The sequence below is a fragment of the Streptomyces sp. NPDC021212 genome (assembly GCF_044332925.1).
Taxonomy (GTDB): Bacteria; Actinomycetota; Actinomycetes; order Streptomycetales; family Streptomycetaceae; genus Streptomyces.
In genome coordinates this window covers 1-23,378 of record NZ_JBIRPZ010000013.1, presented here as the reverse complement: position 1 = coordinate 23,378, position 23,378 = coordinate 1, and the positions used below count along the sequence as shown (strand labels likewise).

The 23,378-nt window shown below is 70.9% G+C and carries 17 protein-coding genes; 15 read left to right on the top strand and 2 right to left on the bottom strand.

Features of this window, described 5'->3' with window-relative positions; all coding sequences use genetic code 11:
- Positions 1-128: 128 nt before the first annotated feature.
- The 12 genes from eccD to ACH4SI_RS30850 all read left to right on the top strand — a co-directional run bounded on the left by eccD (position 129) and on the right by ACH4SI_RS30850 (position 18,273).
- Positions 129-1,595, top strand: coding sequence for a type VII secretion integral membrane protein EccD (eccD, locus tag ACH4SI_RS30905; protein ID WP_398301463.1), 1,467 nt, complete (start codon positions 129-131; stop codon positions 1,593-1,595).
- A 39-nt stretch (positions 1,596-1,634) separates the two neighbouring features.
- Entirely contained in the window at positions 1,635-4,085 is a 2,451-nt protein-coding gene (locus tag ACH4SI_RS30900) for a PQQ-binding-like beta-propeller repeat protein (protein ID WP_398301461.1), read from the top strand.
- Positions 4,086-4,109: 24 nt separating this feature from the next.
- Complete coding sequence (locus ACH4SI_RS30895) at positions 4,110-6,233, top strand: PQQ-binding-like beta-propeller repeat protein (RefSeq protein WP_398301459.1); 2,124 nt, start codon at positions 4,110-4,112, stop codon at positions 6,231-6,233.
- Between the two features lie 5 nt (positions 6,234-6,238).
- Positions 6,239-8,389: a PQQ-binding-like beta-propeller repeat protein gene (locus tag ACH4SI_RS30890; RefSeq protein WP_398301457.1), complete on the top strand. Its 2,151-nt coding sequence runs from the start codon at positions 6,239-6,241 to the stop codon at positions 8,387-8,389.
- A 77-nt stretch (positions 8,390-8,466) separates the two neighbouring features.
- Entirely contained in the window at positions 8,467-10,530 is a 2,064-nt protein-coding gene (locus tag ACH4SI_RS30885; RefSeq protein WP_398301455.1) for a PQQ-binding-like beta-propeller repeat protein, read from the top strand.
- Between the two features lie 70 nt (positions 10,531-10,600).
- Complete coding sequence (locus ACH4SI_RS30880) at positions 10,601-10,891, top strand: hypothetical protein (RefSeq protein ID WP_398301453.1); 291 nt, start codon at positions 10,601-10,603, stop codon at positions 10,889-10,891.
- Positions 10,891-12,507, top strand: a complete 1,617-nt coding sequence (locus tag ACH4SI_RS30875; RefSeq protein WP_398301452.1) for an amidase — start codon at positions 10,891-10,893, stop codon at positions 12,505-12,507. The genes ACH4SI_RS30880 and ACH4SI_RS30875 overlap by 1 nt, the downstream gene beginning before the upstream one ends.
- 202 nt (positions 12,508-12,709) lie before the next feature.
- On the top strand, positions 12,710-12,997 hold the full coding sequence (rpsO, locus tag ACH4SI_RS30870; RefSeq protein WP_009714645.1) for a 30S ribosomal protein S15: 288 nt from the start codon (positions 12,710-12,712) through the stop codon (positions 12,995-12,997).
- Between the two features lie 378 nt (positions 12,998-13,375).
- Complete coding sequence (locus ACH4SI_RS30865; protein ID WP_398301449.1) at positions 13,376-15,622, top strand: polyribonucleotide nucleotidyltransferase; 2,247 nt, start codon at positions 13,376-13,378, stop codon at positions 15,620-15,622.
- Entirely contained in the window at positions 15,619-16,998 is a 1,380-nt protein-coding gene (locus ACH4SI_RS30860; RefSeq protein ID WP_398301447.1) for a M16 family metallopeptidase, read from the top strand. Before ACH4SI_RS30865 ends, ACH4SI_RS30860 begins: the two co-directional genes overlap by 4 nt.
- Before the next feature lie 44 nt (positions 16,999-17,042).
- Positions 17,043-17,795: a 4-hydroxy-tetrahydrodipicolinate reductase gene (gene dapB, locus ACH4SI_RS30855; RefSeq protein WP_398301445.1), complete on the top strand. Its 753-nt coding sequence runs from the start codon at positions 17,043-17,045 to the stop codon at positions 17,793-17,795.
- 10 nt (positions 17,796-17,805) lie between these two features.
- A complete protein-coding gene (locus ACH4SI_RS30850; protein WP_398301443.1) occupies positions 17,806-18,273 on the top strand; it encodes a hypothetical protein in 468 nt (155 codons plus the stop codon).
- Here the strand turns inward: ACH4SI_RS30850 and ACH4SI_RS30845 are convergent.
- Positions 18,270-18,854: a hypothetical protein gene (locus ACH4SI_RS30845; protein WP_398301441.1), complete on the bottom strand. Its 585-nt coding sequence runs from the start codon at positions 18,852-18,854 to the stop codon at positions 18,270-18,272. The two genes, ACH4SI_RS30850 and ACH4SI_RS30845, sit on opposite strands and share 4 nt — an antisense overlap.
- A 63-nt stretch (positions 18,855-18,917) precedes the next feature.
- Positions 18,918-19,154, bottom strand: a complete 237-nt coding sequence (locus ACH4SI_RS30840) for a hypothetical protein (protein WP_398301439.1) — start codon at positions 19,152-19,154, stop codon at positions 18,918-18,920.
- 197 nt (positions 19,155-19,351) lie between these two features.
- Between ACH4SI_RS30840 and thyX the strand changes: the two genes are divergently transcribed.
- From thyX to ACH4SI_RS30825, 3 genes are all read left to right on the top strand, one after another.
- Positions 19,352-20,116 carry an FAD-dependent thymidylate synthase gene (thyX, locus tag ACH4SI_RS30835; RefSeq protein ID WP_398301437.1) on the top strand — a complete coding sequence of 255 codons (765 nt, stop codon included), beginning with the start codon at positions 19,352-19,354 and terminating at the stop codon, positions 20,114-20,116.
- A gap of 169 nt (positions 20,117-20,285) precedes the next feature.
- Entirely contained in the window at positions 20,286-21,185 is a 900-nt protein-coding gene (dapA, locus tag ACH4SI_RS30830) for a 4-hydroxy-tetrahydrodipicolinate synthase (RefSeq protein ID WP_398301435.1), read from the top strand.
- Positions 21,186-21,309: 124 nt separating this feature from the next.
- Positions 21,310-22,995 (top strand): ribonuclease J, encoded by a 1,686-nt coding sequence (locus ACH4SI_RS30825; RefSeq protein WP_398301433.1) that lies wholly within the window; start codon positions 21,310-21,312, stop codon positions 22,993-22,995.
- The last annotated feature ends 383 nt before the right edge of the window (positions 22,996-23,378 follow it).

Genomic DNA, 23,378 nt, shown 5'->3' with positions numbered 1-23,378 from the left:
CCCGTGGCGACGGCCTCCCTCCGCGAGGGGCGATCCTATCGACGTATGGGCTGCACGGCCCGGGTAGGGTGGCCGCCGCGCGCGCATGTCATGAGCGAGGCGGAAGACCGAACGAGGGGGACCTGAAAGTGAGTACGTCCGCTACGACCGGCTTCTGCAGAGTCACTGTGGTGGCTCCCGACAGCCGGATCGACGTCGCACTTCCCGAGGACGTCGCCGTCGCCGACGTGTATCCGGAGATCTTGCGGCTGACCGGCCAGACCCAGCCCGCGGGCGCACCCACCGGATACCACCTCGTGCGACGCGACGGTACGGTCCTGGACGGCTCCCGCTCCTTGACGGCCCAGCAGGTGCTCGATGGCGAGCTGCTCTCCCTGCGCCCCTTCGCCCAGTCATTGCCGCCCGCCGTCTACGACGACGTCTCGGACGCGATCGCCTCCGCCGTCACCCGCGACCGGACCTTGTGGAACGACCAATTCCTGCGAGCGTCCGGTCTCTTCGGCGGCTCCCTGCTGCTCATCCTCATGGGCTTCGTGCTCTGGTTCGCCGACCCCGTCAAGCACGACATGCACGGCCTGCCGGGCATCATCGCCGCAGCCGTCGGCGTTCTGCTGACCGCGCTCGCCGGGGTGCGGGCCCGGGTGTACGAGGACCGCGCGTCCGCCATCGCGCTCGGGCTGGGGGCCCTGCCCCACCTCATGATCGCGGGTTCCGGCCTCCTCGCCCTCGAACAGGATGAGGGCGTCGGCCGCCTGCAGTTCATGCTCGGCTGCGTCGCCGTGCTCGTCGGTTCCGTCGCCCTCGTCGTCGCCATGCCGGGCGGTGACGCGCCGTTCGTCGCGGCCGTCTTCGCCTCCAGCGTCGGCACCATCGCCACGTTCTGCGCGATCCTCACCGAAGCCGCGCCCACCGGGACGGCCGCCGTCTGCGCCGTCGTCGCGATCGGCGCCATCGCCTTCCTGCCGGGCCTGTCGGCACGCGTCGCCCGGCTGCCCATCGGATACGCGGCGCCCCACGCGGCCACCGACGACAGCCTGGACCCGAACGCCGCCCACGCCGCGGAACCCCTCGACGCCGAGCGCGTTGCCGCCCAGGCCCGTCGTGGCCACGAGATGCTGCTCGGACTGGTCGGCGGCTGCTCGGCCGTCGTCGTCGGGGCCGCCGCCGTCCTGGGCTTCTCCGACAACATGTGGGGTCAACTGCTGGCGCTCGCCTCCGGCCTCGCGATGCTGCTGCGCGCCCGGCTCTTCCGCTACACCGCCCAGGTCGCCGCCGTCCTGGGCGCGGGCTTGGCTTCGCTCGCCCTGCTCGTGCTGGGGCTGTCCCTGAACCCGCCGGCCGACGCGGTGCTGAAGCTGCTGACCGAGAACGACCGGGGGCCGCTCGACCTCCGCACCATCTGGCTGGCCGCGGCCGTCACGGCGGGTGCCGGTCTGCTCCTGGCCATCGCGCTGATCGTCCCCAGGGCCGGGGTGTCCCCCTTCTGGGGCCGCCTCTCCGACCTCGCCGAGAGCACCTTCCTGCTCTCCCTGGTACCCCTGTGCCTGGCCGCGCTGGACGTCTACAGCACGGTGCGCGGGCTGACCAGTGGCTGACGGGCGGCATGGCCCCCGCGGCCACCGAGGGGGACGCTCGTGGAACCGCTGAGCCAGGACGATCCGCGGCGGCTCGGGCCGTACCACGTGATCGCGAGGCTGGCTCCGGCAGCGGGCGAGATCACCGCGCCCGCCCGCCAGTTCATCGCGCGCGGCGCGGACGGGGCCCGCACCGTCGTGGTCACCACACCACTCGCGGAACGCGGGGACGACGCCGCCCATCGGGCCCGCTTCCTGGCCGAGGCGGAGAGCGCACGCCTGCTGGGCAACGCCCGGCGGTTCCCCTGGCTCGCCCCGGCGGCGGAGGTCTCGAAGGCGGACGGCGGGTCCCCGTGGAGTGCTTCCCCGTACCGCCCGATGCTGCCGCTGCCCGCCGCGCTGGAGGCATGCGGAGGCCCGCTCCCGGTCCGCACCGTGCGCGCGCTGGGCGCGGCCCTGGCCGAGACGCTGGCCGGGATCCACGAGACGGGCGCCACGCACGCGGGGATCGCGCCGGGCACGGTGTTCATCACGGACGACGGTCCCCGGCTGTCCGGATTCGGCGCGGTCCGGGCTGCGGTTCCGGAAGGCGGGGACCGGTCCGACGTCCCGGGACTGCCGGCCGACGCGCTGCCCCCGGAGCAGATCGCGGGCGGGCGGCCGCGCCCCCTGGGGGACGTCTTCGCGCTCGGCGCGGTCCTGGCGTACGCGGCAACGGGGACGCTGGGGCCCGAAGCGGAGGCGCTGCCGGGGGAGTTGCGGGACACGCTGCGCTCGTGCCTCGCCCCCGACCCGGTGGACCGGCCGACGGCGCGGGCACTGCTGGACGAGCTGATGCGCGGCGTACGAGCCCAGCTGCCCGCCGCGACCGCAACGCAGGCCCCTGCGGGGGCGATGCCCACGGTCGTGGACGGCGCGGCGGCCGGTCCGCCCGCGCGGAGCGGCGGCCCGGGGGCGACTGAGCTGGACGGCGGTGTGAGCCGGGCCGTGAGCGCGCTGGGGCCGGGCTGGCTGCCGGCGCGGCTGGTCGTCGCGCTGGCGGAGCAGTCCTCGGCGGTGCTGGCGGCGGAGAGCGAAACAATAGCGACGGAGAACGCAGCGGCGGAGACGGCCTCCCCACAGGAAGGGGCGGCACCGGCCACGACCGGCCACACGGCCACGACCGGCCACACGGCCATGCCCGAGCAGACCACCGTCGGCAGGCGCGGACCGGTCGGAATCCCGCATCCGCCGACACGGTTGCCCGGCCGCTCGGGCACCGTCAACGGCATCGGGGCGCGGGCCATCGCCCGCCCCTCCAGGCGATCCCTGCTCATCGGGGCTGCCGGTGGCACGGCGGGCATCGCCGCAGGAGCGACCGTGGCGGGGGTGGCGACGGCCGGGGACGCCCCCGCACCGCTCACCCCGGCCGAGCGCCTGGCGGTGGCGCACCGCTCCAGCCGTCGGCTTGCGGGTGCTCCTCCGACCCCGTTGTGGCGGTTCGACGCCGAGGGCACACCGCTTGCGTACCCCCCGCTCATCTGCGCGGACAAGATCGCTGTCATCGCGACCGGCGATGCCGTCACCGGGCTCGACCTGCGTACCGGGAAGCGGCTGTGGACCAGGGACGACGTCCGCGCACGGGGGCGGCTGAGGGCCGTCGGGAAGAACCTGGTGCTCGTCCCGGGCACCAAGATCGCCGCTCTCGATGCCCGTACCGGGGACATCGAGTGGGAGCCGGAGGAATTCCGTTCCGGCGGCCGGAACCCGTACGCCGCGCTGCTCGCGGCGGAAGGCGGCACCGTCTGGATCGCCGCCGAACGCCATGGGAAGGGCTCCGACAACCAGGTGCTGATCGCCTACGACCTCACCCGGCGCGAGGAACTGTGGGCCAGCCCGCTGCCCGGCGGCTTCGACCGGGGGTACCTGATGGAGGACGTCCTCGTGGTGCGGGGCAAGGAGTTCATGGCGTTCGACCGCACCCATGGGGCGCGACGCTGGACGCGCTCCTACAAGGGCGTGACGGGCAGTCGGGCGGTGACCACCGGCGGCGGCATCCTTATCGCCGCGATCGGCTCCGACCTGTGCGGCTACGACGTGGCACGTGGCGGTGGGCCCGCATGGACCGTACCGGCGAAGGGCGAGGTCTCCTACAAGCATCTCGCCGACTTCGGCCCCCCGGTTGTCCACGGGAACACGGTGTACGCCACCGATGGCGCCTACGCGGTCCACGCGCTCTCGGCGAGGACCGGCGCGGTGCGCTGGCAGCGCGTCTACGGCCTCGTCACGAAGGCGCTGTCCGGAGCACGCACGCCCGATACGACGGTGAGTCCTTCCGGGCACACGGTGCTGATGAGCAATGACGTGGAAGTCGATGCCATCGACGCCGTGGACGGCACACTGCGATGGCGCTTCACGGACAGCGGCGCCGCGGGAGCCAAGGGGGTCGTGGCGCGTCGCAGAGTCGCCCTCACGGACAAACTGGCCGTCGTCATCAGTGGGAAGAGCGTCTATGCCCTGCCGCTGCGGTGAGCCGCGGACGTCCTGGAGGAGTGAATGAGTGTGCAGGCGGCCGAAACGGCGCGGCTCGGCCCGTTCCGCATCGTCGCAGCGGCTGATACCCCCGGTCGCTTCGACGGTGCGCGTCGCCGTATCGCCCGGGACGATCGCACGGGCCGCATGGCCGTGTTGATGCTGCCCGCCGAAGAGCTCGCCGAAGACCCCGGCTACCGGGTGCGGTTTCGCGCGGAGGCCGAGAACTCCCGTCGGCTCACCGGCTTCTGGGCGGCCCCGGTCATCGATATCGCCCCGGCTCATGAGGACCTCCCGTGGGTCGCCTATGACTGTTTCCCGGCTCTGTCGCTGGAAGAGGCGCTCGTCGCGTCCAAGGGGCCGTTGCCCGAGCCCACCGTGCGTGCGCTGGGCACGGTGCTCGCACAGGCCCTCGCCGGCTGGCATGCGAGCGGGCTGGTGCACGCGGGCATCTCGCCCGCGACCACCCTCCTCATGGCGGACGGTCCCCGGCTGACCGGTTACGGACTGGTGCGAGCGGCGGCCTTGGACGGTTCCGAACGTGCTCCCGGGGTCGACTTCTTCAGCTTGCCGCCGGAGCAGCGAGCGGGCGGCCGGCCCCGCCCGGCCGGAGACGTCTACGCGCTGGGCGCCGTGCTCAGTTACGCCGCGACGGGACGCGCGGACCTCTCGTACGCGTCACGCGCGGCATTGCCGGGCTCGATGGGCGACCTCATCGCCGCCTGCCTGTCGGCCGATCCCGAGGCGCGGCCGCAGCCGGTCACCGTGGCCCGGGAGTTGCGGGTTTCAGGGACCACGGACGACTCGGGCGGACTACCGCCCCCCGTTGTGGCGGCCCTCGGAGAGCTGGCAGCGGCGTATCCCGCGGAGCCCCCGGAGGGCGGCGCCGAGACCGTGGCCGAGCCGCGCACGGCGGCGCGGCCGGGGCCCTCCCGGCGCGCCGTGACGATCGGTGCCCTCTCCGGTGTGGCCGGACTCGGCCTCGGGGCGGGTGGGGTCGCCGGGTGGCGCGCGGCGGGGAAGGAGCCGGGGCCTCGCGCCACGAATCTCCGAGGGATCGCGCCCGCCCCGTTGTGGCGGCATGACTTCGGAAGCGAACTGCAAGAAGACCCGCTTCTCTGGCAAGGAAGGCTCGCGCTCGTCAACACGGCCCAATCCGTGACCGCTCTGACGCTGCGGACCGGCAGGGCGCTCTGGTCGCGCAACGACCTCTATCCCGATCCCCTGTCCACCATCCTGCTGCTCGGCAACGGAACGTTCATGTCTCCGGACACATCCTCCTTCTCTGCGGTCTCGCTGAGCACAGGCCGGATCAAGTGGGCGGAGAGGCGGTACAACGGTGTGGACGCCCCCTCGGTCGTCGCGTATCTCGCGGCCGACCAGAACACGCTGTGGCTCCTGATCAAGGGGAACTCCGAGGAAGGGGTGGGAGGCGACGAATACGCGGTGGTCGCCTATGACCTCAAGAAGCGCAAGGAGAGATGGCGTACTCCGCTGCCCGAAGCGTTCCGAGGCGACGATAGTGACACCGTCGCGTTCCTGCTCAAGAGCATGATCCTCATTCCCAGGTCTCGTGAGATTTTGCAGGACGGGCCCGTGTCCTATCTGGCACTGGACCGCCGCACCGGCCGGAAGCTGTGGACCCGGACGTACCGTGGGGAAGACGATTCGCCCGAGTCGCGCCTGGTGACCCCCGGGAATCTACTGATCACCCGCGACGAGAACGGCATGAGGGCCCACGACATCGTCGGCGGCAAAGAGCGCTGGCGGGCCAGGACCGGAGGAGCGCCGCATGGTGCAACACCAGTGATGCACGGGCATTCGGTCTACGTCACCGATTGGGACGCCATCACCCACGCCGTCGACGTACGCAGCGGAAAACCACGGTGGCGGCGTCGAAGTCCGGTGCCTCTCAACTCCTCCCGGACCTCGGGTGAGACCGCGGTGAGCCATGCGGGCACCACCGTGTTTCAGTCGACCGAAGCCGAGATCGAGGCGTTGGACGCGTCGAACGGTGCGCTGAGGTGGAGGTTCGCCCCTGCTGACAGAGGGCAGGCGACCGGCCTTCCCGGCCGCGTCGTGGGCACGGCACCCGGCATGGCGTTCGTCCTGAGCGACCGTGTCCTCTACGCGCTTCCGGTGGACTGATACCGATGGTTTCCCCCCTCGCACACGATGATCCGCAGGCCATCGGCCCGTACACCCTCGTCGCCCGGCTCGGCAGCGGAGGAATGGGCACGGTCTATCTCGGGCGTTCGGCCAAGGGCTGTACGGTCGCGCTGAAAACCGTGCACCAGCACTTCGCCGCGCAGAACGAGTTCCGTACCCGCTTCCGTCTGGAAGCCGACGCCGCCCGGATCATCGGCGGGCAGTACGGTGCTGAAGTCATCGATGCCGACTCGCTCGCCCCGACGCCGTGGCTGGCGACCGAATACGTCCTCGGCCCGCCGCTCGACGAGGCGGTGGTGCTCTGCGGTGTGCTGCCCGAGACCGCCACGCGCGTCCTGGGGGCCGCGCTGTGCGATGCGCTCGCCCAGCTTCACCGTTCCGGCGTCGTGCACCGCGACCTCAAGCCCTCCAACATCCTGCTGACCGCCCTCGGACCGAAGGTCATCGACTTCGGCATTGCCCGGGCAGCCGGAGACGACCGGCTGACCCGCACGGGAGCGACGGCCGGAACGCCCGCCTACATGTCACCGGAGCAGGCGATCGGCGGCGAACACACGGCGGCGGGCGATGTGTTCGCGCTGTCCGCCGTGCTCGCCTTCACGGTGAGCGGCAGCCCTCCCTTCGGCACTGGACAGCCCGCCGATCTGCTCTACCGGGTGCGGTACGCGGAGCCCGACCTGTCCGGTGTGCCAGAGGGGCTGCGTCCCGTGCTGGCGCGAGGCCTGGCCAAGGACCCTGAGCAGCGTCCGAACACGACGGAGTTCAGGACTCTGCTCCATGACGGGGGCGGCGCTTTCGCGGACCATCTTCCGGACGCCGTGCTCGCGGAGATCGGACGGCGTGCGGCGGCGGTGTGGGAGGAGCGGCCTTCCCGACTGTCAGCGCCGGACGCCGACCGCACGACCTCGGCGGCCGAACCGAGGCGACCGCAGGTGGGGCGACGGAAGCTGCTCGTTGCCGGAGCCGTGATCGCCGCTGGTGGCGCGGCCGGTGCCGCGTACTGGCTTCGTAACGACCGCGAATCCGTGCGGGGCGACGACGACCGGGCGGGTGCGACGCGGCGCTCCCCGGGAGGAGCGTCGCGTATGTCGTGGAAGGCGTCCGTGGGCGATTCCGGTCAGGAAGCGGATTTGTGCACGGTGGGAGACGTCGTCGCCATGGTCTCCGCAGATGGGCTGTACTGCCTGGACGCGAGGACGGGCAAACGACGCGGTGTGAACGAGCAGGTCATCAGCGCCGTCGTGTCCGACGGCCAGGGGCTGTTCGCTCTGGACAACGCTGATTACGAAAAGTTCCGGATCGTCCCCGTCAACCTCACCACGGGGGCCTTCGGGACCCCGATCGCCGAGGTTCGCCGTTTCTCGACGAACTGGAAACTCCGGGCGGCGGTCGGCCGTGCGCTGGTCCTGGAAGGCGAGACACGTGACGGTTGGCAGCGCATCGCCATCCATTCCCGGACCGGCAAGGAGCTGTGGCGCCGTCCAATACGCGAGCCGGGCAGCGGGGACATCACCATCACCCCCGTGGGCTCCTCGTTCATCCGGTCGGAAGGCGAGCACGTCTCCTTGATCGACGCTCGCGACGGCACCACACGATGGACGACGAAGATTCCCGAAAAGGAATCGGGCGGACTCTCCCCGGGGGCACGTCACTCCTTCTCGGCGGACCATCTGTTCATCGGCACATGGCAGCTCCTCGCGCTGAGGCTTTCCGACGGCGAGCTCGCGTGGAGCTTCGGCAAGGGCAGGAAGTTCGGCGCGAGCTACGAACCAGGTGCCCAGCACTACGGTCCTCCGGTCGTCAAGGACGGGGTGGTCTACGCGATGGAGCGGCTGAACGGGCTCGTCGCCGTGGACGCCGGGAGCGGTCGCCTCCTCTGGGAGCAGAAGGGGGACGCTCTGGAGTACGACTTCTCGGCCACTCCGGCCATGGGCGATCGGTACTTCTACGCCTCCCCGAGCAACGGCAGCCAGTGGATCGCCGCGATCGATCTGCGGACCCACCGGGTGGCGTGGACCTTCTCGAGTCCCTGGGGTGACGTCGGCGGACTGTCCCCGACGATCATGGCGCTTCCCGAGGCCCGAAGGGTCGTCGTCGTGCGCGCCGTATCCGTATGCGCCGTCCCACTCGAATGACCTCCCCGGTTCGATGACCTGTCCCGCCACCGCGGCCCCGTTCCCCGTAGCGCCCACCGACCAGGAGACCCGACCCCATGAACCCCCTCGGCACCGGCGACCCCCTCCGCCTCGGCCCGTACCGCCTCACCGGCGTGCTCGGGGCCGGCGGGATGGGGCAGGTGTACCTCGGGCGGGACGCACAGGGCCGGACCGCGGCCGTCAAGGTGCTGCGGCCCGAGCTGGCGCACGATCCGGAGATGGCCCGGCGCTTCCTGCGCGAGGCGTACGCGGCGCAGGCCGTGCGGAGCGCCGGGGTGGCGCGGGTGCTGGGGGCACAGACCCAGGGGGGACGGCCGTGGATGGCCACGGAGTTCCTGGTGGGGCCCACGCTCGACCAAGCCGTCGAGCGGTACGGGGCGCTGGGCGAACCGGCCGTCAGGGCGCTGGGCGCGGCACTGGTGACGACGCTTCGGGAGATCCACGCGGCCGGGCTCGTGCACCGCGACCTCAAGCCGTCGAACATCGTGCTGACCTCCCGCGGCCCCAGGATCATCGACTTCGGCATTGCCCGTCCCGAGCACGGGCTCACCCTCACCACCACCGGACAGACGATCGCCACCCCCGGCTACGCCGCGCCCGAGCAGGTCCTCGGGCGGCGGACCGGCCCGGCCGGGGACGTGTTCTCGCTGGGCGTGGTCCTGGCGTACGCGGCGGGCGGGCGGCCGGTCTACGAGGGCGGGCACGTGGCCGCGGTGCAGTACCAAGTGGTGCACGGCGAACCGGAGCTGGGCGCGGTGCCGGAGGGCCTGCGGGCCCTGGTCGCACCCTGCCTCGCCAAGGAGGCCGAGGCCCGGCCCGCCCTCGACGCGCTCGCCGGGCAGCTCGCGCCGCCCCGCGGCGCCGGGCGGATCTGGCGGACCGGGCCGCTCGCGGAGGACATCGCACGGCGCGAGACGGACGCCCGTCGGATGGCCACCATGCCCGGCGACGAACCATCCGGTCCCTCCCGGCGCAGGCTGTTCACCACCCTCGCCGCGGGCGGCGCCGTGCTCGCGGCGGGCGGTGGGGCCGGGGCGTGGTGGCTGCTGGGCGACGACGAGGCCGCGGCGGACGGTACGCGGCCCTGGGACGCCAAGCCGCTGACGCGCTACGACGAGGGCGCCGCGCCCTCGCCCCTGTGGGGCCCCGTCGACCTCGGTTCCCTGAAACTCGCCGACCGGGCCGTGCCCGACCCGCTCCCCGTCCGCGACCTGGTCGTCGTCGCGGTGACGGGCGGCCGACTGCGCGGCTATGGCGTGACCGACGGGAAGCCGCGGTGGACAACGTCGACCGCCGGGCTGAGGGGGCGGCTGCTGGCACTCGGCGACGAGGGGGTACTGGCGGCCGACGCCAAGGGCGTGGTGCGGATGCTGAGTGCGAAAGACGGCACTCAGCTGTGGAAGGCCGAAGATGCCGACGCAGCGGCGCTGCTGGCCGTGGACGACAGCGCCGTCTACGTGGTCACGCGGGCGGGCCGGGTGCGTGCCGTCGGTCTCGACTCGCACCGCCCCCTGTGGACGGCTCCGGTGCCGGTGCGGTCCTCCGGTGACAGCCCGGCGACGGCCGCGGTGGCCGACGGCCACCTGGTGGTGTACGGCTCCTCCGGCGAGGTGGTGGCTCTCGACACGACGAACGGCAGGACCGTCTGGGGGCCCGACAAGCGGGGCACCACGCCCCTCACTCCGGTGATCGTCGAGGGCACGGTTTACCTGGGCGGGCGGTCCCTGGCCGCTCTGAAACTGTCGGACGGCAAGCAAAAGTGGGCGCGTGCCGCCGTCGGCGAAAGCGGATGGAGCGCCCCGGCCGTACGGAAGGGCATCGTGTACGCCGTTGACGACACCGATCTCTCCGCCCGCCGGGCCGATGGCGGCTCGGACATGTGGACCCTGCCCTTCGCTTCCCAGGAGCATTCCCTGGAAGCCCCGGTGATCGCGGGGAACAGCGTGTGGGCGGTGGCCGACACGGAATACACGGGAGGCGTACAGGTCGTGGACGTCCGGCAGGGGAAGGAGGCCTGGCCGTTCACCGCCGGCACCGCGGGCAACTGGCATCTGGCCGCAGCCGGGAACCGCGTCTTCCTCCTGCACAACCGGACGCTGACAGCCATGCCGGTGTTCTAGGACAGCCGTTCCGCAACCACCGCCCGATGCACCGCCACCCCGACGCGAACACGAACGTGCGGAGACACCCTTGGACAGCGACACGCTGGACGCGTACATACGGGCCCGACTGGCACTGGCCGGGGTCGACATCGACCAGCTCCCCGACGTGGCCGACCCCGAGACCGGCACACCCACCCGGGCCGTGATCATGCTGGCGCTGCGCGAGTTCGTCGCCACGACGCCCGGCGCGCTGGCCGAGTGGACGCCGCCGACGGGCGGTGTGGGCGGTGCCCTGGGGGCGGCGTACGCGCAGCAGGAGGCCGCCCCGCTCGCGTACCCGTCGATCACCACCGCCTGGACCGGGGAGGCGGACGGCTGATGGGCCGGGACCTCAACCGCCGTACCTTCCTCGCCGCTTCGGCCGCCGCCGGGGCCGGTGGCGCCCTGGCCGCGTCCGCCGCACCGGCCGCCGCGGCCCCGGCCCGTACCCCCGCCGCGGCCCCCGCACGTAAGTCCGAAGCCCCCGCCCCGCCCGCCGTCGACGTGCCCGATCTGCCGGTGCGGGAGGCGGTGCGGCACGATCCCACGGAGGCCACGCTCGCCGAGGCCGTCGTCCTGATCCGCACCGGCCGCCTCACCTCCGCGGACCTCGTTCAGGCGTATCTGGACCGGATCGAGAAGTACGACAAGACCTACCAGGCGTACGCCGAGGTGACCGGGAAGCACGCGCTGCTCGCGGCCTACGCGGCGGACCGGGCGAACCGCGGCGAGGGCAGAAAGGCCGCGCCGCTGGCCGGAGTTCCGCTGTGCGTCAAGGACAACTACTTCACCAAGGGCGTGCCCACCCGCGCCAACTCCTTCATCTTCAAGGACTTCGTGCCGGTCACCGACGCCACCGCCGTCGCCCGCCTCAAGGCGGCGGGCGGCATCCTGCTCGGTAAGGGGCAGATGGGACCGCTGGCCACCACCCGTGCCACCACGCCCAACGGCCTGATCACCACCGTCAACGCCTGGACCCCCGACAATCCGCTCATCGACCCCGGCGGTTCGTCCACGGGACCGGCCTGCGCGGTCGCAGGCCGGATGGCGTCGTCCTCCATCGGCACCCAGACCGGCGGATCCATCGTCAACCCGGCCAACCGGCAGAACCTCACCGGTCTGAAGCCCACGATGGGCCGGGTCTCGCTGAACGGCGTCATCCCGCTCTCGTACACCCGGGACCACTGCGGCCCGATCGCCCGCGACGCGATGGACGCGGCGATCATGCTGACCGTCATGGCCGGGCCGGACGCCGAGGATCCGCGGACACAAGGCCTGCCGCGCCTGCCCGACCTGGTGCGCGCGGCCACCCCCGTGGTCTCGCCCAAGGGGAAGGTACGGCTCCGCCGGCCCACCCGGATCGGCGTGCCGCCGGGCTTCACCGACGGCATCGCCCGGCGCCAGGCGCTGCTGGACACCCTGGCCGATCTGCCCGGCGTCACCCTCATGGAGGTCCGTTACCCCTCCGACTGGTCCCTGCTCACCGGCGACGCGTTCAACGCCGCACGCCTGAGCGAGCGCACCGAGCCGTTCCGCCACTGGCTGCGCGAGGATCTGACGAAGTTCGGCGTCTCGGTGCTGGGCTGGCTCCAGGGGCTGATGATCTCGGGCGACGAGTGGATCACCGCGCAGCGCGCCAAGCACCACTTGCTGCGCGCGGTGCTCGACGGCCCGTTCGACCACTGCGATGTGCTGCTGCAGACCAGCCCGGTACCGTTCGACATCCTGGGCCTACCGGAGATCGGCTTCCCCATCGGCTTCACGGCGGGCATGCCGACCGGCGCGATCCTCGGCGGCGCCCCGTACGAGGAAGACCGCCTGCTGGAGGTGGTCGCCGCCTACCAGGCGGTCACCGACTGGCACCGGCGGCGCCCGGTGGATCCGGCCCTGGAGCCCGTCAAGCGGGTCGTCCGCCCGCTGCTGAACGCCGTGGAGGCCGCGGCGGCCAGCGCGTAGGGGCGTCCCACGGCGGCCTTGAGGACCCGGCCCCGGACACTGGTACTCTGTGTGCTGGCCGTTTGCGTACGCGCCCCCGGAGCCTTCCCCGAAGGTCCTGGAGACAGCGCCCAGCGGACCCCGCCTTCCGAGTCATGGAAGATCCCCTGAGACACCGACCAGGGGCACTCGGCGGCTGAAACTGAGAAACCTAGGAGTACGTGTGTCGCTCGACGCCGCTACGAAGAAGCAGATCATGACCGAGTTCGCCACGAAGGAAGGCGACACCGGCTCCCCGGAGGTCCAGGTCGCGCTGCTTTCGCGTCGTATCTCCGACCTGACCGAGCACCTCAAGACCCACAAGCACGACCACCACTCCCGCCGTGGTCTGCTGCTGCTCGTCGGCCAGCGCCGCCGGCTGCTGCAGTACCTGGCGAAGAAGGACATCACGCGCTTCCGTGCGCTGGTCGAGCGCCTCGGCATCCGTCGCGGTGCGGCGGGCGCCAAGTAAGTCGTCGTGAAGGGAGCGGTTCCCGCGTCAGGGGGCCGCTCCCTTTGCCGTACGCGGCCACCTGCGCCGCGTCACACCCTCGGCACGGAGCGTATTTTGTCCGCTACATCCCGTACGCGCCAGACCACACACCCATCGAGATGATGGCCGAAGCTTTGTAGTCTGGTCCCAACAACGCCATAACGCACGAGGAGGAGCGCCTCATTCCCGCCGCACCGGCGCCATAGGAGCCGGTCCTCGGTAGTGGCTCCCGGAACTGGCAATTCCGGTGGCTTCGATCGAAGACCGGCCCGGAAGCCGGACAGCAAGGCCAGGGGGCGCTGCTCCACCACCGTCCACCGTCATCCGGACGGGGACGCAGACGAGGAGATTTCCCTGGTGGAGAACGAGACCCACTACGCCGAGGCCGTCATCGACAACGGCACCTTCGGCACCCGCACCATCCGTTTCGAGACGGGCCGCCTGGCCCGTCAGGCCGCCGGCTCGGCCGTGGCCTACCTGGACGACGACACCATGGTGCTGTCGGCCACCACCGCTTCGAAGAACCCCAAGGACCAGCTCGACTTCTTCCCGCTGACGGTCGACGTCGAGGAGCGGATGTACGCCGCCGGGCGCATCCCCGGCTCGTTCTTCCGCCGTGAGGGCCGCCCGTCCGAGGACGCGATCCTCACCTGCCGCCTGATCGACCGCCCGCTGCGCCCGTCCTTCAAGAAGGGCCTGCGCAACGAGATCCAGGTCGTCGAGACGATCATGGCGCTCAACCCCGACCACCTCTACGACGTGGTCGCGATCAACGCCGCCTCCTGCTCGACCCAGCTCGCCGGCCTGCCCTTCTCGGGCCCGATCGGCGGCACCCGCGTCGCCCTCATCAAGGGCCAGTGGGTCGCCTTCCCGACCCACAGCGAGCTCGAGGACGCCGTCTTCGACATGGTCGTCGCCGGCCGCGTCCTGGAGGACGGCGACGTCGCGATCATGATGGTCGAGGCCGAGGCCACCCAGCAGACCATCCAGCTGGTCAAGGACGGTGCCGAGGCGCCGACCGAGGAGATCGTCGCGGCCGGCCTCGAGGCCGCCAAGCCGTACATCAAGGTGCTGTGCAAGGCCCAGTCGGACCTCGCCGCCAAGGCCGCCAAGCCCACCGGCGAGTTCCCGATCTTCCTGGACTACCAGGACGACGTCCTGGAGGCGCTCACCGCCGCCGTCCGCGACGAGCTGTCCCAGGCGCTGACCATCGCGGGCAAGCAGGAGCGCGAGGCCGAGCTGGACCGCGTCAAGGGTCTGGCCGCCGAGAAGCTGCTGCCGCAGTTCGAGGGACGCGAGAAGGAGATCTCCGCCGCGTACCGCTCGCTGACCAAGTCCCTGGTGCGCGAGCGCGTCATCAAGGAGAAGAAGCGCATCGACGGCCGCGGCGTCACGGACATCCGTACGCTCGCCGCCGAGGTCGAGGCGATCCCACGGGTGCACGGTTCGGCGCTGTTCGAGCGCGGCGAGACCCAGATCCTGGGCGTCACCACGCTGAACATGCTCCGCATGGAGCAGCAGCTCGACACGCTCTCGCCCGAGACGCGCCGCCGCTACATGCACAACTACAACTTCCCGCCGTACTCCACCGGTGAGACCGGCCGCGTCGGCTCCCCGAAGCGCCGCGAGATCGGCCACGGCGCGCTGGCCGAGCGGGCGCTGCTGCCCGTCCTGCCGACCCGCGAGGAGTTCCCGTACGCCATCCGCCAGGTCTCCGAGGCGCTCGGCTCCAACGGCTCGACCTCCATGGGGTCGGTCTGCGCCTCCACGATGTCGCTGCTGAACGCCGGTGTGCCGCTGAAGGCCCCGGTCGCGGGCATCGCGATGGGCCTGATCTCCCAGGAGATCGACGGCGAGACCCACTACGTCACCCTCACCGACATCCTCGGTGCGGAGGACGCGTTCGGTGACATGGACTTCAAGGTCGCCGGCACCAAGCAGTTCGTGACCGCCCTCCAGCTGGACACCAAGCTGGACGGCATCCCGGCGTCGGTCCTGGCCGCGGCCCTCAAGCAGGCCCGCGACGCCCGGCTGCACATCCTCGACGTGATGATGGAGGCCATCGACACGCCGGACGAGATGTCCCCGAACGCGCCGCGGATCATCACCGTCAAGATCCCGGTGGACAAGATCGGTGAGGTCATCGGCCCCAAGGGCAAGATGATCAACCAGATCCAGGAGGACACCGGCGCCGAGATCACCATCGAGGACGACGGCACGATCTACATCGGTGCCGCCGACGGCCCGGCCGCCGAGGCCGCCCGCGCGACCATCAACGGCATCGCCAACCCGACGATGCCCGAGGTCGGCGAGCGCTACCTGGGCACGGTCGTGAAGACCACCACCTTCGGTGCCTTCGTCTCCCTGCTCCCGGGCAAGGACGGGCTGCTGCACATCTCGCAGATCCGCAAGCTCGCCGGTGGCAAGCGCGTGGAGAACGTCGAGGACGTGCTCGCGGTGGGCTCCAAGGTGCAGGTCGAGATCGCCGAGATCGACCAGCGCGGCAAGCTGTCGCTGCACCCGGTCATCGAGGGCGAGGACGACAAGGACGACGAGGCGAAGGCCGAGGCGCAGCCCCAGACGAAGGACGAAGCCGCCAAGTGACGTCCCGCGACGACGCGACGACGGCCCGCACCTCCTCGGAGGGGCGGGCCGTCGCCCGTACCCAAACGCTTCTCGCGGGCGAGAACGGCATCGGGACGGTCCGCAGGACCACTCTCCCGAGCGGCCTGCGCATCCTCACCGAAACCCTGCCGTCCGTGCGCTCCGCCACCTTCGGCATCTGGGCGCACGTGGGCTCCCGCGACGAGACCCCCACGCTGAACGGCGCCACCCACTACCTGGAGCACCTGCTCTTCAAGGGCACCCGGCGGCGCAGCGCGCTGGACATCTCCGCGGCCATCGACGCGGTCGGCGGCGAGATGAACGCGTTCACCGCCAAGGAGTACACCTGCTACTACGCGCGGGTGCTCGACACCGATCTGCCGCTGGCCATCGACGTCGTCTGCGACATGCTGACCGGCTCGGTGATCGACGCGGCGGACGTGGACGCCGAGCGCGGCGTCGTTCTCGAAGAGATCGCGATGACCGAGGACGACCCGGGCGACTGCGTCCACGACCTGTTCGCGCACACCATGCTCGGCGACACCCCGCTCGGCCGCCCGGTCCTGGGCACCGTCGACACCGTCAACGGGCTCGGCCGCGACCAGATCGCCCGCTTCTACAAGAAGCACTACGACCCGACCCACCTGGTCGTCGCCGCCGCGGGCAACGTCGACCACGACACGGTCGTGGCGCAGGTCAGCGACGCCTTCGAGCAGGCGGGCGCCCTCACCCGTACCGACGTGGTCCCGGTCGCCCCGCGCGCCGGGTCCCGGGCGATCCGCACCGCGGGCCGGGTCGAGCTGCTGAACCGCAAGACCGAGCAGGCGCACGTCATCCTCGGCATGCCCGGCATCCCGCGCACCGACGACCGGCGCTGGGCGCTCGGCGTGCTCAACACCGCGCTCGGCGGCGGCATGAGTTCCCGGCTCTTCCAGGAGGTCCGGGAGAAGCGCGGGCTCGCCTACAGCGTCTACTCCTACAACTCCGGCTTCGCCGACTGCGGTCTCTTCGGCGTCTACGCCGGCTGCCGCCCGAGCCAGGTGCACGACGTCCTCAAGATCTGCCGCGATGAGCTGGACCAGGTCGCCCGGGACGGTCTCACCGACGAGGAGCTGCGGCGCGCCATCGGCCAGCTCTCCGGTTCCACGGTGCTCGGCCTGGAGGACACCGGCGCGCTGATGAACCGCATCGGCAAGAGCGAGCTGTGCTGGGCCGACCAGATGTCGGTGGACGACATGCTCGCCCGGATCCAGTCGGTCACCCCGGACGAGGTGCGCGAGGTGGCCCGCGATGTACTGGGGCAGCGTCCTTCGCTGTCGGTCATCGGCCCGCTGAAGGACAAGCAGGCAGCCCGGCTGGACGAGGCCGTCGCCTAGCCGAAAGAAGCCGCCTGGCCGGAGAAGACGAAGGAAGTGGAACGATGAGCAAGCTGCGCGTGGCCGTCCTCGGTGCCAAGGGCCGGATCGGCTCCGAGGCCGTACGGGCCGTCGAGGCCGCCGAGGACATGGAGCTGGTCGCCGCGCTGGGCCGGGGCGACAAGCTGGAGACCATGGTCGAGGCGGGCGCCGAGGTCGCGGTCGAGCTGACCGACCCGGGCTCGGTGATGGGCAACCTCGACTTCTGCGTACGGCACGGCATCCACGGCGTCGTCGGCACCACCGGCTGGACGGACGAGCGTCTCGCGCAGCTGCACGGCTGGCTCGACGCCTCGCCCCGCGTCGGCGTGCTCATCGCCCCGAACTTCTCCATCGGCGCCGTGCTGACCATGCGGTTCGCCCGCCAGGCCGCCCGCTTCTTCGAGTCGGTCGAGGTCATCGAGCTGCACCACCCCAACAAGGTGGACGCCCCCTCGGGCACCGCGGCCCGCACCGCCCAGCTGATCGCCGAGGCCCGCCGCGAGGCCGGCCGCGCCCCGCAGCCGGACGCGACGGCCACGGGGCTGGACGGCGCACGGGGCGCCGAGGTGGACGGGGTGCCGGTGCACTCGGTACGGCTGCGCGGGCTCCTCGCCCACCAGGAGGTCCTGCTGGGCGGCGAGGGTGAGACGCTCACGATCCGCCATGACTCGATTCACCACAGCAGCTTCATGCCGGGCATTCTGCTCGGCGCGCGGCGTGTGGTCACCACCCCCGGCCTGACCTTCGGCCTGGAACACTTCCTGGATCTGGACTGAGGGCACACCGGTGCGCGCAAAGATCACGTATTTCGTCCTCGCGGCCGTCCTGGTCGTCTACTTCGTGCTGGTCGGCGACCGCGGGGTGCTGCTCATCCGGCAGGGCACCCCGGTGACCATCGCCTATGGCGCTGCCGTCCTGGTGCTGCCGCTCATCGGCGGCTGGTTCCTGTGGAAGACCACCCTGTTCGCGCGCAACGCCGACCGGCTCGCGCGCGAGCTGGACGCCGAGGGCGGCCTTCCGGTCGATGAGCTGGTACGGACGCCCGGCGGGCGCATCGACCGGGACTCGGCGGACGCGGTCTTCGCCAAGCGGCGGGCCGAGACGGAGGCATCGCCGGAGGACTGGCGCACCTGGTTCCGGCTGGGCATCGCCTACCACGACGCCCGCGACACCGCCCGCGCCCGCAAGGCGATGCAGCGCGCCATCGCCCTCCACGACGGCAAGCCGGTCCGGGCCGGAGACGGCGTCGGCTAGCGGCTGCGGTCCGCCCACCCGCCGAGGGCGTCGGCGGCCGCGCGGAAGGCCTCGGGGCGCCCCAGGAAATCCGTGTCGTGGCTGGTGAACAGGGTCAGCGGGGTGCCGCCGGACGTCCGCTCGGCGAGCACTGCCTGCCCCTGCACCGTGCGCGGAAGGCCCAGCAGCCGCACCGGCTGCTGGACCGTACGTATCGACGCGACGTCCTGCCAGGCGACCGAGGTGGACGAGAGCAGCCCGGTCCGCCGCAGCTCCCGCCCGCTCGCCCGGACGCCCGCCCCCACCAGCCGGACCGCGAAGCCGATCACCAGCGCCGCCACGGCGACGCACACCCATGCGGCGGACCCGGAGCCCGCCAGGGAGATGATCAGCGCCGAGAAGAGCAGGTACGAGGCGAGCAGCAGGAGCACCGCCGACCCGCCGACCCGCCAGGGGCCCGGCCGGTACGGGCGGCGCCGGCGCTCCGGGTCCTCGTACGTGACCTCGGCAGGCGTGACGCCGGCATGCGTGAGCGGGGCCGCTTCGGGCCCCGCTCGGTCTTCGTCATGTGCGCGGTCTGCGGTCAGGAAGGGCAGTGGCACGGGATGTCCTCACTCACACACACGTCCGTTGGTCTGTGCTGAGTGAGGCTATCTCAGCACAGCTCAGCGGCCGTTAGATGCCTCCTGCACCTGCTGAGTGGGGTGCGACTGACTGTCGAGCGCGGGCATTCCGAACATCAGGGCGCCGACGAAGCCGGCGACGATGGTCAGGCCCATCAGCGTCCGGCCGGTTATCTCGGTCCGGGACGCCCGGGGGCGGGGCGGAGGGGTGACATTGCTGCGGAAACGGTCGGCTTCGGCGACGAAGGCGAACGGGACGGGCTCTCGCCGGCGGAACATGAGCGGGCTCTCCTTGGAACCTCGAGCGCGGGTACTTCAGTGTGTAGGACGTGTGAACGACCTTCCTGGTGCCCTGTTTGAAGAACTTCAGTCAAAATTTTCTGCGGGTCCGTACGGGGGTGCGGTCGGGCGGACCTGTCGGTGGTGGCCCGTAAGCTGGGCCCGCCCCGAGCGATGCGACATGGAAGGACCCGTCGGTGAGCGAGACCCCCGCCGAGACCCCGGCCGAAAGCCCGGCCGAGACCGAGAAGGCCAGTTTCCGCAGCGATGTGACCGTCGAGCTGGTGAAGCACAGCGCCGCCGACTCCGACGTCCTGTGGGCCGCGAGGGTGTCCACCGCGGGTGAGCAGTCCCTCGACGAGCTGACGAAGGACCCGGAGCGCTCCAAGGGCCTGATCAACTTCCTGATGCGCGACCGGCACGGCAGCCCGTTCGAGCACAACTCGATGACCTTCTTCATCAGCGCCCCGATCTTCGTCTTCCGCGAGTTCATGCGGCACCGCGTGGGCTGGTCGTACAACGAGGAGTCCGGCCGCTACCGCCGCCTGGAGCCGGTCTTCTACGTGCCCGGTGAGGACCGCAAGCTGATCCAGCAGGGCCGCCCCGGCAAGTACGAGTTCGTCGCGGGCACCCCCGAGCAGCACGCGCTGACCGGCCGCGCGATGGAGGACGCCTACCGCCACGCGTACGAGGCGTACCAGGAGATGCTGGCCGCCGGGGTCGCCCGCGAGGTGGCCCGTTCGGTGCTCCCGGTCGGCCTGTACTCCTCGATGTACGCGACATGCAACGCACGCTCGCTGATGCACTTCCTGGGCCTGCGCACCCAGCACGAGCAGGCCGCCGTGCCGTCCTTCCCGCAGCGGGAGATCGCGATGGTGGGGGAGAAGATGGAGCAGGCGTGGGCCGGGCTGATGCCGCTCACGTACGCCGCGTTCAACGCCAATGGCCGGGTGGCTCCGTAGCGCGAGCGAAGTGTCCGTATTGCGGCGTTTCGAGAAGTTCATCTAGGCTGAACAAAGGGGCCCGGCACTGCTTGAACCCCCGAGCAGGCAGTGCCGGGTCCTCTCTGGAGGCGCCGTTCCGCCGCCCCGAGCGAGCGCCGCGGGGCGCGCTACGAGTAGCGTGGTGCCCATGGCACCGACATCCACATCGCAGACCCCTTTCGGGCGGGTGCTGACCGCCATGGTCACGCCATTCACCGCTGACGGAGCGCTCGACCTCGGCGGCGCCCAGCGGCTCGCCACTCATCTGGTGGACGCCGGCAATGACGGCCTGATCGTCAACGGCACCACCGGCGAGTCCCCGACCACCAGCGATGCGGAGAAAGCCGAGCTCGTACGAGCCGTGGTGGAGGCGGTCGGCGACCGCGCCCACGTCGTAGCCGGAGCCGGCACCAATGACACTCGGCACAGCGTCAGGCTGGCCCGCGAGGCGGAGCAGGCGGGTGCCCACGGCCTGCTCGCGGTCACGCCGTACTACAGCAAGCCCCCGCAGGAAGGCATCCTGCAGCACTTCACCGCCATCGCGAACGCCACCGGCCTGCCGGTCATGCTCTACGACATCCCCGGCCGCAGCGGCGTCCCGATCAGCACCGAGACCATGGTCCGGCTCGCCGAGCACCCGCGCATCGTCGCCAACAAGGACGCCAAGGGCGACCTCGGGCGGGCCAGCTGGGCCATCGCCCGCAGCCGCCTCGCCTGGTACTCCGGCGACGACATGCTGAACCTGCCGCTGCTGTCGGTCGGCGCCGTGGGCTTCGTCTCCGTGGTGGGCCACCTCGTCAGCCCCGAACTGCGCGCGATGCTCGAAGCCCACCTCCAGGGCGACGTCGCAAAGGCAACGGAGATCCACCAGCAGCTGCTCCCGGTCTTCACCGGGATGTTCCGCACCCAGGGCGTCATCACGTCGAAGGCCGCGCTCGCCCTCCAGGGCCTGCCCGCGGGGCCGCTGCGCCTGCCGCTCGTCGACCTGAGCCCCGAGGAAACGGAACAGCTCAAGCGCGATCTTGCCGCTGGCGGGGTACATCTCTAGTCAAAGACGCGATAGTCGCACCTTCATACTTCACAACTGCATACAGACACATCAGCAAGTGCACGAATGTCACGCGCGCCATGTGCCCCAGGGGGCATGTGGCGCGCGTGGTGAGGAGAGTCTTTTGAGTCATCCGCATCCTGAGTTGGGTCCGCCGCCGAAGCTCCCGGAGGGTGGCCTGCGCGTCACCCCGCTCGGCGGCCTCGGCGAGATCGGCCGCAACATGACGGTCTTCGAATACGGAGGCCGGCTGCTGATCGTCGACTGCGGGGTGCTCTTCCCCGAGGAGGAGCAGCCCGGAGTCGACTTGATCCTGCCGGACTTCACGTCCATCCGGGACCGCCTCGACGACATCGACGGCATCGTGCTCACGCACGGCCATGAGGACCACATCGGCGGCGTTCCGTTCCTGCTCCGCGAGAAGCCGGACATCCCGCTGATCGGCTCCAAGCTCACCCTCGCCCTGATCGAGGCGAAGCTTCAGGAGCACCGGATCCGCCCGTACACCCTGGAGGTGGAGGAGGGGAATCTGGAGCGGATCGGCCCCTTCGAGTGCGAGTTCGTGGCGGTCAACCACTCCATCCCGGACGCCCTCGCGGTCGCCATCCGCACCCCGGCCGGCCTGGCCGTGCACACCGGCGACTTCAAGATGGACCAGCTGCCGCTGGACGGCCGCCTCACCGACCTGCCCGCCTTCGCCAAGCTCGGCGAGGAGGGCATCGACCTGCTCCTGGTGGACTCCACCAACTCCGAGGTCCCCGGTTTCGTCCCGCCGGAACGCGACATCTCCAACGTCCTGGGCCAGGTCTTCGCGAGCGCCCAGAAGCGCATCATCGTCGCGAGCTTCGCCAGCCATGTGCACCGCATCCAGCAGATCCTCGACGCGGCCCATGAGTACGGGCGCCGGGTGGCCTTCGTCGGCCGCTCGATGGTCCGCAACATGGGGATCGCCCGTGACCTGGGCTATCTGCGGGTCCCGGCGGGCCTCGTGGTGGACGTGAAGACCCTCGACGACCTCCCGGACGACGAGGTGGTGCTCGTCTGCACCGGCTCCCAGGGCGAGCCGATGGCCGCGCTGTCCCGGATGGCCAACCGCGATCACCAGATCCGCATCGTCCCGGGCGACACGGTGATCCTGGCGTCGTCGCTCATCCCGGGCAACGAGAACGCGGTCTACCGGGTGATCAACGGGCTCACGCGGTGGGGCGCGAACGTCGTCCACAAGGGCAACGCCAAGGTGCACGTCTCGGGCCATGCCTCGGCCGGTGAGCTGCTGTACTTCTACAACATCTGCAAGCCCAAGAACCTGATGCCGGTCCACGGCGAATGGCGCCATCTGCGCGCCAACGCCGAACTGGGTGCCCTGACCGGGGTCCCGAAGAACCGTTGTGTCATCGCCGAGGACGGAGTGGTGGTCGACCTCGTCGACGGCATCGCGAAGATCACCGGCAAGGTGCAGGCGGGCTATGTGTATGTGGATGGCCTCTCGGTCGGCGACGTCACCGAAAGCTCGCTCAAGGACCGCCGGATCCTGGGCGAGGAGGGCATCATCTCGGTCTTCGTGGTCGTGGACAGCACGACCGGCAAGATCGTGGGAGGTCCCCACATCCAGGCGAGAGGCTCCGGCATCGAGGACGGAGCCTTCTCCGCGGTCCTCCCGAAGATCGAGGACTCCCTGGCCAAGGCGGCTTCCGACGGCGTCGCGGACTCGCACCAGATCCAGCAGCTCGTGCGCCGCGCCGTGGGCAAGTGGGTGTCCGACAGCTACCGCCGGCGGCCGATGATCCTCCCCGTGGTGGTCGAGGTCTGACACGGCCTCAGCCCCAGGAGGGCGCCGAACCCCGGGCGGGGCTCCTCGATTTGCATCGAGGAGCCCCGCTCCAGTACGTTTACGGCTCCGCCAGAGGGGAACCCGGAGCACTCAACGCCGCTTCGGAGGGACCCGGAGGCGGGGGTGGAAATCCGGCTCAGAGAATTCTGATAAAGTCGGAGACACCGAAAGGGAAGGCCCTCCAACGGCCACCGGAAACGGAATTCGGACCGGAAACGGAACGGAAAACGGATCTGGTAAGGTTGGAAACACGAAAGGCCGAAAGGCCCGGAGGGAAGCGCCCGGAGAAACCGGTGATACGGTTTCAAAGGAAGCGTCCGTTCCTTGAGAACTCAACAGCGTGCCAAAAGTCAACGCCAGAT

Bases quoted from the DNA above. Each gene is read 5' to 3' on its own strand.
- ACH4SI_RS30895 (WP_398301459.1), top strand. From the start codon at position 4,110: ATGAGTGTGCAGGCGGCCGAAACGGCGCGGCTCGGCCCGTTCCGCATC.
- ACH4SI_RS30890 (WP_398301457.1), top strand. From the start codon at position 6,239: ATGGTTTCCCCCCTCGCACACGATGATCCGCAGGCCATCGGCCCGTAC.
- ACH4SI_RS30885 (WP_398301455.1), top strand. From the start codon at position 8,467: ATGAACCCCCTCGGCACCGGCGACCCCCTCCGCCTCGGCCCGTACCGC.
- ACH4SI_RS30875 (WP_398301452.1), top strand. From the start codon at position 10,891: ATGGGCCGGGACCTCAACCGCCGTACCTTCCTCGCCGCTTCGGCCGCC.
- dapB (WP_398301445.1), top strand. From the start codon at position 17,043: ATGAGCAAGCTGCGCGTGGCCGTCCTCGGTGCCAAGGGCCGGATCGGC.
- ACH4SI_RS30840 (WP_398301439.1), bottom strand. From the start codon at position 19,154: ATGTTCCGCCGGCGAGAGCCCGTCCCGTTCGCCTTCGTCGCCGAAGCC.
- dapA (WP_398301435.1), top strand. From the start codon at position 20,286: ATGGCACCGACATCCACATCGCAGACCCCTTTCGGGCGGGTGCTGACC.